The organism is Rhodoferax ferrireducens, from assembly GCF_031458075.1.
Lineage (GTDB): Bacteria > Pseudomonadota > Gammaproteobacteria > Burkholderiales > Burkholderiaceae_C > Rhodoferax_B > Rhodoferax_B ferrireducens_A.
This window is the reverse complement of the sequence record NZ_JAVDXT010000003.1, coordinates 128,673-144,507: the sequence shown is the minus strand read 5'-3', so window position 1 is coordinate 144,507 and position 15,835 is coordinate 128,673. Positions and strand designations below refer to the sequence as shown.

General features: G+C 58.3%; 16 protein-coding genes and 1 pseudogene. 12 read left to right on the top strand and 5 right to left on the bottom strand.

Annotated elements, in window-relative coordinates; genetic code table 11:
• Positions 1–13 precede the first annotated feature (13 nt).
• Positions 14–925, bottom strand: a complete 912-nt coding sequence (gene argC, locus J2X19_RS16115; RefSeq protein WP_310374762.1) for an N-acetyl-gamma-glutamyl-phosphate reductase — start codon at positions 923–925, stop codon at positions 14–16.
• A 127-nt stretch (positions 926–1,052) separates the two neighbouring features.
• On the opposite strand from argC, the gene sucC reads away from it, so the two are divergent.
• The 10 genes and pseudogenes from sucC (at position 1,053) to J2X19_RS16065 (ending at position 10,794) form a co-directional block, all read left to right on the top strand.
• Positions 1,053–2,219, top strand: a complete 1,167-nt coding sequence (sucC, locus tag J2X19_RS16110) for an ADP-forming succinate--CoA ligase subunit beta (protein WP_310374760.1) — start codon at positions 1,053–1,055, stop codon at positions 2,217–2,219.
• Positions 2,220–2,229: 10 nt separating this feature from the next.
• Positions 2,230–3,126 carry a succinate--CoA ligase subunit alpha gene (gene sucD, locus J2X19_RS16105; protein WP_092757424.1) on the top strand — a complete coding sequence of 299 codons (897 nt, stop codon included), beginning with the start codon at positions 2,230–2,232 and terminating at the stop codon, positions 3,124–3,126.
• 180 nt (positions 3,127–3,306) lie between these two features.
• Positions 3,307–4,008 (top strand): TerC family protein, encoded by a 702-nt coding sequence (locus J2X19_RS16100; RefSeq protein WP_116608465.1) that lies wholly within the window; start codon positions 3,307–3,309, stop codon positions 4,006–4,008.
• A 214-nt stretch (positions 4,009–4,222) separates the two neighbouring features.
• Positions 4,223–5,008 (top strand): Stp1/IreP family PP2C-type Ser/Thr phosphatase, encoded by a 786-nt coding sequence (locus J2X19_RS16095; RefSeq protein WP_116608464.1) that lies wholly within the window; start codon positions 4,223–4,225, stop codon positions 5,006–5,008.
• A 44-nt stretch (positions 5,009–5,052) separates the two neighbouring features.
• Entirely contained in the window at positions 5,053–5,748 is a 696-nt protein-coding gene (locus tag J2X19_RS16090) for an FHA domain-containing protein (protein WP_116608463.1), read from the top strand.
• 223 nt (positions 5,749–5,971) lie between these two features.
• On the top strand, positions 5,972–6,763 hold the full coding sequence (locus J2X19_RS16085) for a 3',5'-cyclic-nucleotide phosphodiesterase (RefSeq protein WP_310374750.1): 792 nt from the start codon (positions 5,972–5,974) through the stop codon (positions 6,761–6,763).
• A gap of 208 nt (positions 6,764–6,971) precedes the next feature.
• Positions 6,972–7,406 (top strand): pilin, encoded by a 435-nt coding sequence (locus J2X19_RS16080; protein WP_092757429.1) that lies wholly within the window; start codon positions 6,972–6,974, stop codon positions 7,404–7,406.
• A 99-nt stretch (positions 7,407–7,505) separates the two neighbouring features.
• On the top strand, positions 7,506–9,233 hold the full coding sequence (locus J2X19_RS16075) for a PglL family O-oligosaccharyltransferase (RefSeq protein WP_310374748.1): 1,728 nt from the start codon (positions 7,506–7,508) through the stop codon (positions 9,231–9,233).
• Positions 9,234–9,282: 49 nt separating this feature from the next.
• Positions 9,283–9,666 (top strand): annotated as a pseudogene (locus J2X19_RS16070) (pilin glycosylation ligase domain-containing protein); the annotation flags it as partial.
• Between the two features lie 33 nt (positions 9,667–9,699).
• Complete coding sequence (locus J2X19_RS16065) at positions 9,700–10,794, top strand: PglL family O-oligosaccharyltransferase (protein WP_310375343.1); 1,095 nt, start codon at positions 9,700–9,702, stop codon at positions 10,792–10,794.
• Positions 10,795–10,799: 5 nt separating this feature from the next.
• Here the strand turns inward: J2X19_RS16065 and J2X19_RS16060 are convergent, their stop codons facing one another.
• The gene (locus J2X19_RS16060) at positions 10,800–11,885 is read right to left on the bottom strand and encodes an adenylate/guanylate cyclase domain-containing protein (RefSeq protein ID WP_310374746.1); all 1,086 of its coding nucleotides are present in this window, start codon (positions 11,883–11,885) and stop codon (positions 10,800–10,802) included.
• Positions 11,882–12,358 carry a cyclic pyranopterin monophosphate synthase MoaC gene (moaC, locus tag J2X19_RS16055; protein ID WP_310374744.1) on the bottom strand — a complete coding sequence of 159 codons (477 nt, stop codon included), beginning with the start codon at positions 12,356–12,358 and terminating at the stop codon, positions 11,882–11,884. Before moaC ends, J2X19_RS16060 begins: the two co-directional genes overlap by 4 nt.
• Before the next feature lie 56 nt (positions 12,359–12,414).
• Here moaC and tfpZ point away from each other — a divergent pair, with 56 nt between their 5' ends.
• Both tfpZ and J2X19_RS16045 read left to right on the top strand, forming a co-directional pair.
• On the top strand, positions 12,415–13,173 hold the full coding sequence (gene tfpZ / locus J2X19_RS16050; RefSeq protein WP_310374741.1) for a TfpX/TfpZ family type IV pilin accessory protein: 759 nt from the start codon (positions 12,415–12,417) through the stop codon (positions 13,171–13,173).
• 29 nt (positions 13,174–13,202) lie between these two features.
• Positions 13,203–14,744, top strand: a complete 1,542-nt coding sequence (locus tag J2X19_RS16045) for a M48 family metalloprotease (RefSeq protein WP_473198104.1) — start codon at positions 13,203–13,205, stop codon at positions 14,742–14,744.
• On the opposite strand, the gene J2X19_RS16040 is transcribed toward J2X19_RS16045, so the two are convergent.
• Positions 14,733–15,065 carry a phage holin family protein gene (locus tag J2X19_RS16040; protein ID WP_092757435.1) on the bottom strand — a complete coding sequence of 111 codons (333 nt, stop codon included), beginning with the start codon at positions 15,063–15,065 and terminating at the stop codon, positions 14,733–14,735. The two genes, J2X19_RS16045 and J2X19_RS16040, sit on opposite strands and share 12 nt — an antisense overlap.
• Positions 15,066–15,108: 43 nt before the next feature.
• The gene (locus tag J2X19_RS16035) at positions 15,109–15,804 is read right to left on the bottom strand and encodes a TerC family protein (RefSeq protein WP_092757436.1); all 696 of its coding nucleotides are present in this window, start codon (positions 15,802–15,804) and stop codon (positions 15,109–15,111) included.
• Between the last annotated feature and the right edge of the window lie 31 nt (positions 15,805–15,835).

Genomic DNA, 15,835 nt, shown 5'->3' with positions numbered 1-15,835 from the left:
AGCTAGCGCCGGCTTACAACCCAAGCATCAATTTCAGGTTTTGCACTGCAGCGCCGCTGGCGCCCTTGCCCAGGTTGTCCAGGCGTGCAATCAGCACCGCGTGGCGGTGGGTTTCGTTGCCAAACACCCGCAATTCCATCTTGTTGGTATTCACCAGGGCCGTGGCATCCAGCTTGCCGCTGTCGCCCGGGGCTTCCACCGTCACCCATTCGCTGCCCGCGTAGTGGCGTGCCAGGGCGTCGTGCAGATCTTGGGCTTTCGGTTGGCCGGGCAGCAGGTCCAGATGCAGCGGCAATTGCACCAGCATGCCCTGCGCAAAGTTGCCCACCGAGGGCACAAAAATCGGCCGACGCGTCAGGCCGGTGTAGCGCATGATTTCCGGCAGATGCTTGTGCTGCAGGCCGAGTGCGTAGATTTCAAACAGCGGCGCTTCGCCCTTTTCATAGGCTTCCATCATGCTGCGCCCGCCGCCCGAATAGCCGCTGACCGAAGGCAGGGCCAGAGCCGCATCGGGCGCCAGCAGGCCGGCATCCACCAGCGGGCGGATCAGCGCGATGGCGCCGGTGGCGTAGCAGCCGGGGTTGCCGACACGGTCCGCTTTGGCCACGGCTTCTTGCTGGCCGGGCGCCAGTTCGGGGAAACCGAAGACCCAGCCGGGTGCGGTACGGTGGGCGGTGGAGGCGTCGATGATCTTGGGCTTTTTACCCGGCAGGCTGTCGACCATGGCCACCGATGCGATGGCCGCATCGTCGTGCAGGCAGAGGATGACCAAGTCCACTTCGGCCATCAGCGCGCGCTTGGCGGCGGGGTCTTTGCGCAGTTCGGGGGCGATGCTGACCAACTCGATCTGCGGCATCGATTGCAGGCGTTCGCGGATTTGAAGACCGGTGGTACCGGCTTCGCCATCGATAAAGACTTTGGGCATGGTGGGCCTATGGTTGTAAGGTGTTGTGCGCTGCAACATGATACATTCGCGGGCTGACAGAACGCAGCACGCCAGTCTTATACAAGACAGACGAGTAGAAACCCCATCCATTCCTGAGAGAGCCCTCATGAAGATTCACGAATACCAAGGCAAGGAAATCTTGCGCAATTTTGGTGTGCCAGTGCCGAAGGGCATTCCGGCATTCACAGTGCAAGAAGCGGTGGAAGCCGCCCAAAAACTCGGCGGCCCGGTCTGGGTTGTCAAAGCACAGATCCACGCTGGTGGCCGCGGCAAGGGCGGCGGCGTCAAGGTCGCCAAGACCATTGATGACGTGAAGAAGCTGGCCGGCGAGATCCTCGGCATGCAGCTCAAGACGCACCAGACCGGCCCTGAAGGCCAGAAGGTTCGCCGCCTCTATATCGAAGACGGCGCCGACATCAAGAATGAACTGTATGTATCGCTGGTCACCGACCGCGCCACGCAGAAGGTTGCCTTTATCGCTTCTAGCGAAGGCGGCATGGACATCGAGGAAGTGGCGCACGCCACGCCCGAGAAGATCATCACCGAGTACGTCGATCCACTGACCGGCATCACGACCGAGCAGAGCAAGAAGATCGCCGCGGCCATCGGCTTGACCGGTGGCTCGGTCGACCAGGCTGTCGACATCTTCGCCAAGCTGTACAAGTGCTACATGGAGACCGACGCCTCGCTGGTGGAAATCAACCCGCTGAACTGCGACTCCAAGGGCAACCTGATGGCGCTGGACGCCAAGTTCAATTTCGACCCGAACGCGCTGTTCCGCCACCCAGAAATCGTGGCCTACCGCGATCTGGACGAAGAAGATGCAGCCGAAGTCGAAGCTTCCAAGTTCGACCTGGCCTACATCAGCCTGGACGGCAACATCGGCTGCCTGGTGAACGGCGCTGGCCTGGCCATGGCCACCATGGACACCATCAAGCTGTACGGTGCAGAGCCGGCCAACTTCCTGGACGTGGGCGGCGGTGCCACCCCCGAGAAGGTCACCGAAGCCTTCAAGATCATGCTGAAGAACCCCAAGGTCGAGGCCATCATGGTCAACATCTTCGGCGGCATCATGAAGTGCGACACCATCGCCACCGGCGTGATCACCGCCTGCAAGGCCGTGAACCTGTCCGTGCCACTGGTGGTACGCATGAAGGGTACCAACGAAGACTTGGGCAAGAAGATGCTGGCCGAATCCGGTCTGCCCATCATCAGTGCAGACACCATGGCCGAAGCGGCTGAAAAAGTGGTTGCTGCGGTCAAAGCTGCCTAAGGAATAAGCAATGTCTATTTACATCAACAAAGACACCAAGGTCATCACCCAAGGTATTACCGGCAAGACCGGACAGTTCCACACCGAAAAGTGCCAGGAATACGCGAACGGTAAGAATGCTTTCGTCGCGGGTGTGAACCCCAAGAAGGCTGGCGAATCGATTTTCGGCATCCCAATTTTCGCTTCGGTCAAGGAAGCGGCTGCAGATACCGGCGCCACCGTGTCGGTGATCTACGTGCCACCCGCTGGCGCAGCGGCAGCCATCTGGGAAGCGGTTGAAGCCGACCTGGACCTGGCTATCTGTATCACCGAAGGCATCCCGGTCAAGGACATGCTGGAAGTGCGCAACCGCATGAAGGCCAAGGAAGCTGCTGGCGGTAAGAAGACCCTGCTGCTGGGCCCGAACTGCCCTGGCCTGATCACGCCTGACGAAATCAAGATCGGCATCATGCCCGGCCACATCCACCGCAAGGGTCGGATTGGCGTGGTTTCGCGCTCTGGCACGCTGACCTATGAAGCTGTGGCCCAACTGACCGAAATCGGCCTGGGCCAGTCCAGCGCTGTCGGTATCGGTGGCGACCCGATCAACGGTCTGAAGCACATCGACGTGATGAAGGCTTTCAACGACGATCCAGATACCGATGCGGTCATCATGATCGGCGAAATCGGTGGTCCGGACGAAGCCGAAGCAGCCCGCTGGTGCAAGCTGAACATGAAGAAGCCTATCGTTGGCTTCATCGCTGGCGTGACCGCGCCTCCCGGCAAGCGCATGGGCCACGCCGGTGCGCTGATCTCCGGTGGCGCCGACACGGCCGATGCCAAGCTGGCGGTGATGGAAGAGTGTGGCTTCACCGTCACGCGCAATCCTTCTGAAATGGCCAAGTTGCTGAAGGCTTTGCTCAAGTAAGGCGGACACGCGCCAAGGTCTGGCACGGCCATCGGGTCTGCCAGTCCTGACGTTCCCTCGACAGGCCTGGTATTGCGGTTATCCACAGTGCCAGGCCTGAATTGTTTAGGGGACAATCAGATTTTTGCTTAGACGCTACGCGCAGGCGGACCCGTACGAGCTGTTACGCTAAGGACCACCATGGAAGAATTCCTCACAGCCCATTTCTGGCTGGCTGTCGGCCAAATCATCATGATCGACATCCTGCTGGGGGGGGACAACGCCGTTGTCATTGCCCTGGCTTGCCGGGGCTTGCCTGCCAAGCAACGTACCAAGGGCATCTTGTGGGGTACGGTGGGCGCAATTGTGTTGCGCGTGGTGCTGATCGCTTTTGCGCTGTCACTGTTGCAAGTGCCGTATCTCAAGCTGGTGGGCGCGATTTTGCTGCTGTGGATTGGCGTCAAATTGCTGGTGCCTGAGGAGGATGGTGGTCATGACAACATCCAGGCCAGCGACAAGCTGTGGAGTGCGGTGAAAACCGTGATCGTGGCCGACTTGGTCATGAGCATCGACAACGTGATCGCGATCGCGGGTGCGGCCCAGGGGGCCGGTGAGGCGCACCAGTTGCCGCTAGTGATCTTCGGTCTGCTGGTCAGCATCCCCATCATTGTGGGTGGTAGCCAGATCGTGCTGAAGCTGATGGACCGCTTCCCGTTCATCATTACCGTGGGTGGCATGTTGCTGGGCTGGATTGCCGGCACCATGGCGCACAGCGATCCAGCTTTGGTCCAGTACCTGCCGCAAGACAAGAACTGGCACTATGCATTTGGCATCGCTGGCGCTTTGATTGTCTTGGCCGTGGGGAAATTCATGCAGCGCAAACCTTCGGCTGAGGCCGTCTGATTTGCGGTTTATCGCTTACTAACCCTGACCTGCTCCTCTGTGCTCAGTGAAACAGCCCCATTGGGGCTGTTTTTATGTGTCATTTGTAACAAAATATATCAAAATTGCGTAATTTCGCATGTCGATGTGTCAGATCGACCGCATACCGCGGCAGACTATGATCCCGTCCTCTGCATACGGTAGTTTGCTGCCCTGAAGTTAGCCTGACAACAAGATGATTTACGAGTTCTGCACGCAAACCCACCCCGGCCTTCTGCGTGAAAATAACGAAGATGCCGTGGCCTTTGACGCGCCCAGCGGGGTCGCCGTCTTGGCGGATGGCATGGGTGGCTACAACGCAGGCGAGGTTGCCAGCAGTATGGCGACCGCCTTTATCCAAACGGAACTAGGGCGCTGGTTGCTGGACGCAGGCCTCCAGGCTAATGGTAAGGAAGTTCGGCGCGCCATGGATATTTGCGTGCACAACGCCAATCTGGCCGTGTTTACGGCGGCCAACACACATGAGCAATATGCAGGCATGGGCACCACGCTGGTGGTGGGCGTGTTCCAGGATTCCCGTCTGCTGTTAGGCCATATTGGCGACTCGCGCTGTTACCGGTTCCGCAACAACGCCTTAGTACAAATCACCAAAGACCATTCTTTGCTACAAGAGCAACTGGATGCGGGTCTGATTACGCCGGCCCAAGCGGCTATTTCAGTGAACAAGAATCTGGTGACCCGCGCACTGGGTATTGAAGATACCGTGCTGCTGGAAGTACATGAGCATGTCGTAGAAGAGGGCGATGTGTACTTGATGTGTTCCGATGGCTTGTCTGATATGGTTGAAGATACCCCGATCGCCCGTATCATGGAAACCGATGCCGAGCTAGAACAAAAAGCCATCCAACTGGTCAGCATCGCCAATGCACACGGCGGACGGGATAACATTACAGTCTTGCTGGTGCAAGCCATGGCCGGTTCCAAAAAACGGGGACTGGTGTCCCGGCTATTAGGAAGCTAGATTTTTACGGGTGCCAAGTCCATGAACAGACACAGGAGCCGACCATGCCCAAATTGATCGTTTCGATCGATGGAGTGGTCATCAAAGAAGTACAGTTGACCAAAGACCGTACGACTTTGGGGCGTCGGCCATACAACGACATCGTTATCGACAATCTGGCGGTCAGCGGTGAGCATGCGGTCGTCCTGATGGTGGGGCAGGAAGTCCATCTGGAAGACCTCAATAGCACCAACGGTACCTATATCAACGGCAAGGCCGCCCGCAAACAGGTTCTGCAAAACAACGATTTGGTGGAAGTCGGGAAATACAAGCTCAAGTTCATCCATGAAGGCGCAGAAGCTGGCTTGGAGAGGGCCTTTACGACGCGGCCGGGCGTGGTCAGCGGAGTGCCTTTGGCGACGGGGCCGGTGCAGTACACCCGTCGAGCGTCCGACCACTCTGCTCCTACACCTCTCGCCGGTGCGGAGCTCGCAGCCCATAGCCATGCAGCGATCAAGGTGTTGACAGGTGCTGCTGCAGGGCGTGAAGTGACCTTGACCAAAGTAGTTACTACTTTAGGTAAACCTGGGGTAGCGGTGGCGGCGATTACCCGACGCCCTCACGGATACGTCGTGGTGCATGTCGAAGGCGCCGAACAGCCCATGCTGAATGGTGCGCCGATTGGCGCTACACCGGTGTCGCTCAAACATAGCGATGTGTTGCAGCTTGCGGGTACGCAAATGCAGTTCATCCAGCCTTAAACATTGTCAGAGCCTCGATAAGCGTCATCACTTGTGTCAGAAGATGGCGTGCAATTCTGCATTTCAAATGGTGAACGAACTGTAAAGCGCTTATTTTCTGTTTCAGAATGAGAAAAAATACCTTTTTTGCCTTTGGCAGGCGAGGTAGCCTCGATGTCTCAGTTGCCGTCAGATTTTGATCGAGATGGCCCCGCTAATTTGAGCTTATATAAAAGGTATGCCCATGAAGGTCCGCGTGCTGGGATGCTCCGGCGCCATCGCGAAAGACTGCCGGACCACGTCTTTCCTTATCGATTCGGATGTGCTGATCGATGCGGGCACCGGAGTCGGTGACCTTACACTGGATGAAATGTGCGCGGTCAATCACGTTTTCCTCACCCACTCCCATCTGGACCATGTGGCCGCGCTGCCGCTGATGGTGGACGCTGTGGCCTCCCAGAGGACGGAAGCACTGAAAATTTACGCCCTGGGTGGCACCATTACTGCACTGAAAGCGCATATTTTTAATAATGTGATTTGGCCAGACTTCAGTGTGATCCCCTCTGCCGTCGCACCATTTATCAGTTTTCACGAAATCGCAGTAGGGCAAATAACCTGTATCGCTGGTAAAAGCATCGAAGCTTTACCTGCTGTACATACCGTCCCGGCCGTCGGCTATGCCGTGTCAGGCGGAGGCCCATGCTGGGTCTTTACCGGTGATACCGAGCGCAACCCTGCCTTCTGGTTGCGACTGGAGCAACTTGATGTGGCTATGCTGGTGATTGAAACGGCATTCAGTAACAGGGAAAAGGAACTCGCTCGTCGCAGCTTGCATTTATCTCCAGCTACGTTGGCCAATGAGCTGGACGGGATTGGCGAACAGCAGCAATTTCCCATCTTCATCACTCACACTAAACCTTTTGAGACAGAGTTGATCATGGATGAGATCGCTCAGTTTGACGCAATGTTTCCTACAGATCGAGTTGTTTCCCATGACATCCGTTGGTTGCAGGCGGGGCAGGCGTTTGAGGTGTGAGTTGGATGTGTAAAATAGAGTGACAAAAATGTCACTCTATTTCTTTCAAAGTTAAAAGTTGACAATGATGTCCGTCTTTGCGGGGGGGGCTCTAAAATAAAGGGCGAAACTGGGTGGCATTTTCATCACATTTCGCATTTATAAATTTTTTGTACCTGGCACGATAACTGCTTATTTGTTTCGTCTTAACTTATTTTGGAGCTTATTAATGAAACGATCTTTACAAAAAGGCTTTACCCTCATCGAATTGATGATTGTGGTGGCAATTATTGGTATTTTGGCTGCAGTAGCTTTGCCTGCATACCAAGATTACACCGTGCGAGCGAAGGTTTCTGAGGTTATTTTGGCGGCTTCTTCTGCCAAGACCTCCATTTCTGAGGCCGCACAGGTTTTTGGTCAAATGCCGGATGTTGCTAGTGCAACTGTGAATAATCAAGTTTCCAAATATGTGAGCGCGGTTTCTTACACGACTTCTGCAACAACGAACGGGATCGTAACGGCTACCGCCCAAGGTGAAGCTCGAATTACTGGCTCTAATATCCAGTTGGTTGGTACGTATTCTTCGACAACTGGCCAAGTTATCTGGATTTGCTCTGGTACCGTTACTGCTAAATACCGTCCTGCTAGCTGCCAAGGCGTTTGATAAAAACTTGCCTAAAGGCCTCCTTCGGGGGGCTTTTTTTATGTCTAAAACACTTGTATTAAGTAGTGTTTGTTGCCGTAAAACTGAAAAAATTTCATTTTGAAAAAGCCGCTTCCTCCTCTTTGGTTAAGTTTGTGGGTTCCATTGCTGGCAATGGCATGGCTCATTCCCAACCATTATTATCCGTGGGCTACATTCCATACCGATGCTTGGGTGGCTGCAATGTTGTCTTTTGCGGGGTTGGCTGTCATCGTGCGATCCCGTGAGAAGGTCGATTGGTATGCTCTGCCTGTAGTTGTGGCGCTACTCTCATTCATGCCATTCGTACAATTTTTTGCGGGAATGATTCCATATGCGGGTCAAGCATGGGTGTGCACTGCCTATTTATTAGGTTTTTTGTGTTCGCTTTTGGTCGGTTCTCGCTGGGAAGCGGCCACGCCGAATATGGCTGCCGACGGTTTATTTCTAGCCATTGGAATTGCCGCCATGGTGTCTGTCGGCTTGCAGTTGCGGCAATGGTTAGGCATATCATTCGATTTTGACCAATTGGAGGTTTGGTCCGCTGAGTTTTCACCCGGCCGTCCCTCTGCGAATTTAGGTCAACCCAACCAACTGGCTACTCTGCAAATTTGGGGGCTGTTAGCGTGTGCCTGGGGAATATGTAGAAAAAAGATTGGATTTATATTTGCTATTGCCACAGCGATGATTTTGTTGTTTGGCATAGTGATGACTCAATCTAGAATGGCATTTTTAGCATTATTTTGGATAATGTGTGCGAGTTGGATTTGGAGAAAGTTATGGCCGTCACCTAGAGTGCCTCAAGCGGTAACGTTGCTTTTTTTATACTTTGTCGCCTGCACATTTTTATTGCAATATTTCAGCAACATATTGGGTCTTGACGTAGAGATTCGTTCCGCCTCTTTGGGCGGGGCTTCCACGCAGTTGCGGCTTAAAGCCTACAGTTTGTTCTTGGATGCAGTTGTCAAAAATCCATGGTGGGGTTACGGTTGGAATCGATTGGCCGTTGCGCAATTGGCGGTTGCACAAGACCATGCAAATTTGACTGCATTTTTTCTTCAATCCCACAATTTATTTTTGGATTTAATTCTTTGGTGTGGCATTCCTCTTGGAAGTGCTGTTGCAGTTTATTTGTCAATATGGATAATTGGTTCGCTAAAGAAGATATCAAATAAATACGATGCTATTTTAGTGGCATTTGTTTCTTCTGTGGGAATTCATGCAATGCTGGAACTACCTTTGCATCATGCCTATTTTCTTTTGCCAACGGGATTGGTGATGGGTATGCTGAATCAAAGTCAGCATAATAGAATAATATTTAAGATGAGTCGATGGACTGTATTTTTAATGTTTTTATTAATTTTTACCTTGTTGAGTTTTATTGTTAGAGATTATCTTCGGGTTGATGCTAGTTTTAGGGCTTATCGCTTAGAGATGGCCCGTGTTGGTAACTTGCCGGCCGGTGAATTTCCGGATGTAATCTTGTTGGATGATTTGGCAGAATTTATTCGCTATGCGCGAAAGGATGTTGACTCGAATATAAGTGAGGATGATTTGCAAAAATTAAAAAAAATCACAAGCAGCTTTCCAACACCCTCAAATATGTTGAACCTTGCGAAAGCACTGGCCTATCGCCATCGAACGGAAGAGGCTTACGAATGGATAGGCAAGATGGAAAATGTTTTACCGAAGGGGTCTTTTCAGGATTTACAGCGGATATGGATTAATTTATCGCATACTGAGCCCGCTATTGCGGCGGTGACGTGGTCGATTCCTGCCCGGCATCCATCCCTACGGCCTATGCCTTGAAAGTATCTTTTGAATCCGAAAAATATAACGAACTTCGGGTGCTTTATTAATGCGTGCGCTTGGCCCTATTGATTGGAAATTCTGGTTTGCGTGTGCTCTGCTTGTCGTTCCCTGGCTTAACCCTTTTGCGCCTGGCCCAACTTCAGCGGTTATCCCTTGGTTGATTTCCTGTGGTGCAATGGCGGTGCTAATGCTTCTGCAGGCGTTCTGGCCGACGTGGCTGCGTGCGTCGCGCCTGGATTGGCCCCAGGTGGCGGCCAGCGCTTGGTTGCTTGCGGGCGGACTGAGCAGTGCGATTGGTCTGGTCCAGTATTTCGGCTTGAGTGCAGAGCTCTCCCCTTGGGTAAATGTGGCGTCGCTGGGGGAGGCGTTTGGCAATTTGCGGCAGCGAAACCAGTATGCGAGCCTAACCAGCATCGCCTTCGCGGCATTGTTGTGGTGGCTGGTACAAGTTAAGCCACCGAACATGACTTTGATGCTACGAGGCGGGCCACTGGGCTTGGCAGTGTTGCTGGCGGTGGGCAACGCGGTGTCTTCGTCACGCACAGGTTTATTCCAGATCGTGATGCTGCTGGCTCTTGTTGGCCTATGGGGGGGCTATCGCCAACCGGCAGCGCGTCTGGTGGTGGGGTACGTGCTTGCTTACGCCTTTGGCTTGCTGGCCTTGCCTATGGTGATTGGCTTGGACCCCTGGTCCAGCGGTGCCTGGGCCCGCCTGCAAGCCGGTGACGCAGTCTGTTCCAGCCGCATCACGCTGTGGCGCAACGTACTCACTTTGATCGCCGAGCACCCCTGGTTCGGCTGGGGTTGGGGCGAACTCGACTATGCGCACTACATCACTTTGTACGATGGCCCGCGGTTTTGCGACATTCTGGATAACGCCCACAACCTGCCGCTGCATCTGGCGGTGGAGCTGGGTGTGCCGACGGCGCTGGCCCTGTGTGGCCTGCTGACGGTATGGGTGCTGCGTGCCCGGCCCTGGGCCGAGACGGACGCCACCCGGCAGATGGCTTGGTCGGTGCTGGCGGTGATTGGTTTGCACAGCCTGCTGGAATATCCGCTGTGGTACGGCCCGTTCCAGATCGCCGTCGGCCTGTGTGTGCTGCTGTTGTGGCGGCGTCCGCCAGCGGCATTTATGAAGAATCAGCCTCTGGTGCAGGTGGGATATGTGGGGGCAGCTACTTTTTTAATAGCGGTGTGCGCTTATGCGGGCTGGGACTACCACCGTATCAGCCAGATCTATTTGGCGCCCGAGGCGCGCGATCCGGCTTACCAGACCGACACCTTGAACAAGATCCGCGACACCCGGCTGTTCCAGAGCCAGGTCCGGTTTGCCGAGCTCTCCGTGACACCGCTGACGCCGCAGAATGCGGCCGCACAGCTGCGTCTGGCGCTGGACTTGCTGCATTTCTCTCCCGAGGCCCGGGTGGTGGAGCGGGTGATCGACAGCGCGCTGCTGCTAGGGCGCGATGACATTGCGGCCTTCCATCTGGCCCGCTTCAAGGAAGCGTTTCCCGATGCCTATGCTGACTGGATGGCTGACCATCCGCCAGCGCCGTAGGCCCGTCAGCGGGTGCTGCCTTCCACAATGCTGTCGACGTATTCCTTGATCGCCAGCTGGGCCTTGGCCTCGATGGAGGTGAATTCCACCGGGAACATGTACCCCTCCTCGACCTTGGTCACCCGCAGCACCTTGGCGTAAATCTCGGTCAACTCGCGGCCCATCAGCGACAGCGATAGCGCGATCTTGATGTCGTCAAACGGCTCCAGCCCGTCCGGGCTGACGACGAACATGCCGCCGTAGCCCAGGTCGACGATCCGGCCGGTGTGCTCCCGGGGCAGCACCGATTTGCCCCGCAGCACCTGGTAGGCCAGCGGCATGTTCACCTCGACCCGCGGGCTGTTGCGTACCTCGCGCTGGGGCGCGGTCATCGGATGCGCGCCGCGCAGGGCCAGCAATTCGACCATCCGCACACTGCCGCGCTTGCCCTTCACCTGTACCTCGTTGACGTCGCCGATGTCGATGTAGTCTTTGGCCTGCTGGTAGGTGTTCTCGCTCAGCAATATTTGCCCGCGCAGGCTGTGCGCCTCGACCCGCGAGGTCAGGTTCACCTGGTCGCCGATCACCGTGTATTCGCTGTGCAACCGAGAACCCAGATGGCCAACCACCACCTCGCCGGTGTTGATGCCTATGCCCATGTACAGCGGCGCCATGCCGTGCAACAGGTTCTGCGCGTTGATGTCGTCCATGGCCAGCTGCATCTCGATGGCGCAGGCCAGCGCGGCCTCGATGTCGTTGTCCAGCGGCAGCGGCGCGCCGAACAGCACCATGATGGAGTCGCCCATGAACTTGTCGATGCAGCCGCCGTGGCGCACGATGATCTCGGTCATGCGCTCCAGGTAGCGGTTCAGCGCCGTCACCATCTCCATGGCGGTAAATTGCTCGGCCACCGCGGTGAAGCCGCGCAGGTCGGATAGCAGAATCGTTACCCGCCGGGTCTCGCTGTCGGTGGGGGCGTGCACCGTGGCGCGGTCGATGGCCGTGCCGATCGCCTGCAGGCGCTGTTCGCCGTTCTGCGGCAGAGCCGGGTTGCCGGGGTCGAAAGTCTCCAGCAGTTCGCGGATCAGATCTTGCCGGTCAATGTGCTTCATGGCGCCACAAAGCTCCCCGACTTGCCGCCGTGCTTTTCTACCACCCGTACGCCTTGGATAGCCATGCCCCGGTCGGCAGCTTTGCACATATCGTAAATGGTCAGCAGGGCGACTTGCACCGCGCACAGGGCTTCCATCTCCACCCCGGTCGGGCCGACGGTCTCCACGGTGGCGGTGCACTGTACCGATGGCGGCTCGGTCAGCGTCGCAAACTCCAGCGCCACCCGGGTCAGGGCCAGCGGATGGCACAGGGGTACCAGGTCGCTGGTCTTTTTGGCCGCCTGGATGCCGGCGATGCGCGCAATGCCCAGCACATCGCCTTTCTTGGCGCTGCCGCTCTCGATCAGCGCCAGCGTGGCGGCCAGCATGTCGATCCGGCCGGTGGCCACGGCCGTGCGGTGGGTATGGGCTTTGGCGGCCACATCGACCATATGGGCTTGGCCGTGGGCGTCAAAATGCGTCAGGGTCGTCATGCGGGTCACAATCCAGGATTTACAGAAACTTCACTCATCTCAAGCATCATAAGGTTATGGTCAACTGGAAAGAACGGTTTCGTGCGGCGGGCATCCACATCGGGATTTGCCTGGGCGTGGCCTTGCTGGCGGGCCTGGTGGTGTTTGGCCTGTGGTATCCCTATCCTTACCGGGAGATATCGGGAGGACGCGAGCTTTTCTTGCTGGTGGTGGCGGTGGATGTGGTGCTCGGTCCGCTGCTGACCCTGGCTATCTTCGACCGCGTCAAGCCCTGGCCAGTGCTGCGGCGCGACCTGGCCGCCATCGCCTTGTTGCAACTGGGCGGGTTGGGCTACGGCATGTGGACGGTGTTCGAGGCCCGTCCGGTGCACCTGGTGTTTGAAGTCAATCGCTTTCGGGTGGTGCATGCGGCCGAAGTGCCGCGTGAACTGCTGGGCCAGACACCTGCCGGCATCACCGCCTTGCCGTTGTGGCGTCCGACGCTGTTGTCGCTGCGCCCCTTCAAGGACGGGGCCGAAAAGTGGGACTTGGCGCTGGCCGAAATGGGGGGCGTACCCATCGCCGCCCGGCCTGATGTCTGGCAAAGCTATGCCGCCGGCCAGGCCGATGTACGCAAAGCGGCCAAGCCGGTGGCCGAGCTCAGCGGTCGCTTCGCCAGCAGTGCCGCCGACATCGGCCGCACCGTAGCCGCTACCGGGCTCAGTGCCGACCGCCTGGGCTATCTGCCGCTGATAGGGCGCAAGTCCTACTGGACGGTCTTTGTCGACCTGCAGACCGCGCAGCCCCTCGCCTTTCTGCCATTGGATTCATTTTGAACAAGCTTTTTATACAGAATAAGGGTCTGGTGCATGCGTACCGTGCGCCGGCAGCTCTGTTTTTGATAGCGATCACGCTGCTGGCTCCCGTGCCTGGTCTGGCGCAGACGCGCGCCGCCCCGGCGGCCGAGCTGCCCAGCCTGGGCGACGGCAACAGCATGGGCACCAGTGCCGAGCGCCGCCTGGGCGAGCGCATTGCCCGCGAGATCTACCGCGACCCCGACTACATCGACGACGCCATCCTGGTCGAGTACGTGCAAAGCATCTGGCAACCGCTGCTGGCGGCGGCCCGCCAGCGCGGCGAGCTGACCGACGAGCTGGACCAGCGCTTCGCCTGGGAGGTGCTGATGGGGGCCGACCGCACCATCAACGCCTTCGCCGTGCCCGGCGGCTACCTGGGCCTGCACCTGGGGCTGATCGGCGTGGTCACCAGCGACGACGAGCTGGCCTCGGTGCTCGGCCATGAGCTCAGCCACGTGACCCAGCGGCATATCGCCCGGATGATGGACTCGCAAAGCCGGCAAACCCCGTGGATGATCGGCGCCATGGTGCTGGGCGCGTTGGCCGCCAGCAAGAACCCCGACGCCGCCAACGCCATGATCGTCGGCGGCCAGGCGGCGGCGGTGCAAAATCAGCTGAACTTCTCGCGCGACATGGAACGCGAGGCCGACCGCATCGGCTACGGCGTGATGACGCAGGCTGGCTTCGACCCGCTGGGCTTCGTCAGCATGTTCGAAAAGCTGCAGCAGGCCTCGCGCATCAGCGACAACGGCTCGTTCCCCTATTTGCGCAGCCACCCGCTGACCACCGAGCGCATCGCCGATATGCAGTCGCGCCAGGCGCTGGACGCGCGGCCTACGCCCACGCCACAGAGCCCCGTGCAGGCCATGATGGCGGCCCGCGCCCGGGTGCTGGGCAACCCCGGCGTGGACATGCTGCGCGCCTGGGTCGGCGAGGCCAAAGGTGCCAAACCCACCGGCCCGGCCATGGATGTGCGCAGCGTCGGCGTGCTGTATGCCGGCACGCTGTCGGCCCTGCGCCAGCGCGACTTTGCCCAGGCCCGCGGCCTGGTGGCGCGACTACAGGCCCTGGTCGAACCCCATGCCGCCGCCGCCCGCATCGCCCGTCTGTTGGCGGCCGAAATCGAATGGACGGCCGGTGATCTGCCCGCCACCGCGGCGCTGGTGGACCTGCAGGCCCCGGGCCGGCCCGAGCTGTTGCTGGGTTCGCAGATACGTACCCGCAGCGGGAAGGCGGCGGAGGCGATCGCCCGCCTACAGCCCTGGGTGGCCTTGCACCCGCGCGACGGCACGGCCTGGCAGCTGCTGGCCGCCGCCTATACCGCGCAAGGCCAGACCCTGCGCGCGATCCGCGCCGAGGCCGAGGCCCAGGTGGCCCGGCTGGACTATGCGGGGGCGATGGACCGCTTCCGCGCCGCGCAAGACTGGGCGCGCAAGCCACCGGCAGGCAGTGGGCCGGTAGACGATATCGAGGCTTCGATCATCGACACCCGCGCGCGGCAAACCCAGGCGCTGCTGAAACAGCAGGCCCAGGACAAGCTAGACAAATGAGTCGATAGCGATGCCGAGTGCCGAATAGATCAGCGAGCCGATCAGGGCCGCGGTAAACCCGGTCACATGGAAGCCGGCCAGCAGGCCGGATGCCGACCAGAACATCAGCGCGTTCAGCACAAACAGGAAGAGGCCCAAGGTCAGCACCGTGACCGGCAGGGTCAGCACCACCAGCACCGGCCGCAGCACGGTATTGAGCAGGCCGATCACCAGCGCCGCGATCAGCGCCGTGGTGAAGTTCTGCACCTGCACTCCGCTGTACAGATGGGCCACCAGAAGCAGGGCGGCTGCGCTGAGCAGCCATTTGAGTAGAAGTTTCATGCGGCCAAGGATACCGCTTCTGCGGGACCGCATGGACCACGGATCAGGCCGTGGCTTGCACTTTACGTCGAGCGCTCCAGCTGCCTGTGGCCAGCACGCCGGCAACGGCTACCGCGTACACACCCCAATGGGCGGCGGTGCTCCAGGGGGCGGCAGGGCCAAACACCGAGGCCAGCACTGGTTCGCCGACGATCATCTTGGCAGCGGTAAAGGCTAGCACGGCGGCACCGATCTGGATGATGGCCGGGAAGCGCTCCACCAGCTTCAGCACCACGGTGCTGCCCAGCACCACGATAGGCACGCTGACCAGCAGGCCGATCACCACCAGATCGAAGGCGCCATGGGCGGCACCGGCCACGCCCAGCACGTTGTCCACGCCCATCAGCGCGTCGGCCACCAGAATGGTTTTCATCGCGCCCCAGAAGGTGCTGACCACCGGGCCGTCATGCCCGTCCTCGCTGCCCTGGTCGGCCAGCAGTTTGTAGGCAATCCACAGCAGGCCCAGGCCGCCGACCAGCATCAGGCCGGGGATCTTCAGCAGCCAGACCACGCCGATGGTCATGACCGAGCGCACGGCAATCGCGCCGACGGTACCCCACATGATGGCTTTCTTTTGCAGATGCGGCGGCAGGTTGCGCGCGGCCAGGGCGATGACGATGGCGTTGTCGCCGGCCAGTACCAGGTCGATCAAAATGATCGCCAGCAGGGCAGACCACCAGGGGGCGGATAAAAATTCCATGAAAAACACTCCGTTGCGTTGTGGGGTAACC

What these genes read in the sequence shown, in the direction of transcription:
- J2X19_RS16060 (WP_310374746.1), bottom strand. Translation starts at nt 11,885, where the DNA reads ATGAAGCACATTGACCGGCAAGATCTGATCCGCGAACTGCTGGAGACT.
- J2X19_RS16040 (WP_092757435.1), bottom strand. Translation starts at nt 15,065, where the DNA reads ATGAAACTTCTACTCAAATGGCTGCTCAGCGCAGCCGCCCTGCTTCTG.
- J2X19_RS16090 (WP_116608463.1), top strand. Translation starts at nt 5,053, where the DNA reads ATGCCCAAATTGATCGTTTCGATCGATGGAGTGGTCATCAAAGAAGTA.
- sucC (WP_310374760.1), top strand. Translation starts at nt 1,053, where the DNA reads ATGAAGATTCACGAATACCAAGGCAAGGAAATCTTGCGCAATTTTGGT.
- argC (WP_310374762.1), bottom strand. Translation starts at nt 925, where the DNA reads ATGCCCAAAGTCTTTATCGATGGCGAAGCCGGTACCACCGGTCTTCAA.
- J2X19_RS16095 (WP_116608464.1), top strand. Translation starts at nt 4,223, where the DNA reads ATGATTTACGAGTTCTGCACGCAAACCCACCCCGGCCTTCTGCGTGAA.
- J2X19_RS16035 (WP_092757436.1), bottom strand. Translation starts at nt 15,804, where the DNA reads ATGGAATTTTTATCCGCCCCCTGGTGGTCTGCCCTGCTGGCGATCATT.
- sucD (WP_092757424.1), top strand. Translation starts at nt 2,230, where the DNA reads ATGTCTATTTACATCAACAAAGACACCAAGGTCATCACCCAAGGTATT.
- J2X19_RS16080 (WP_092757429.1), top strand. Translation starts at nt 6,972, where the DNA reads ATGAAACGATCTTTACAAAAAGGCTTTACCCTCATCGAATTGATGATT.
- J2X19_RS16065 (WP_310375343.1), top strand. Translation starts at nt 9,700, where the DNA reads ATGACTTTGATGCTACGAGGCGGGCCACTGGGCTTGGCAGTGTTGCTG.
- moaC (WP_310374744.1), bottom strand. Translation starts at nt 12,358, where the DNA reads ATGACGACCCTGACGCATTTTGACGCCCACGGCCAAGCCCATATGGTC.
- J2X19_RS16085 (WP_310374750.1), top strand. Translation starts at nt 5,972, where the DNA reads ATGAAGGTCCGCGTGCTGGGATGCTCCGGCGCCATCGCGAAAGACTGC.
- tfpZ (WP_310374741.1), top strand. Translation starts at nt 12,415, where the DNA reads ATGGTCAACTGGAAAGAACGGTTTCGTGCGGCGGGCATCCACATCGGG.
- J2X19_RS16100 (WP_116608465.1), top strand. Translation starts at nt 3,307, where the DNA reads ATGGAAGAATTCCTCACAGCCCATTTCTGGCTGGCTGTCGGCCAAATC.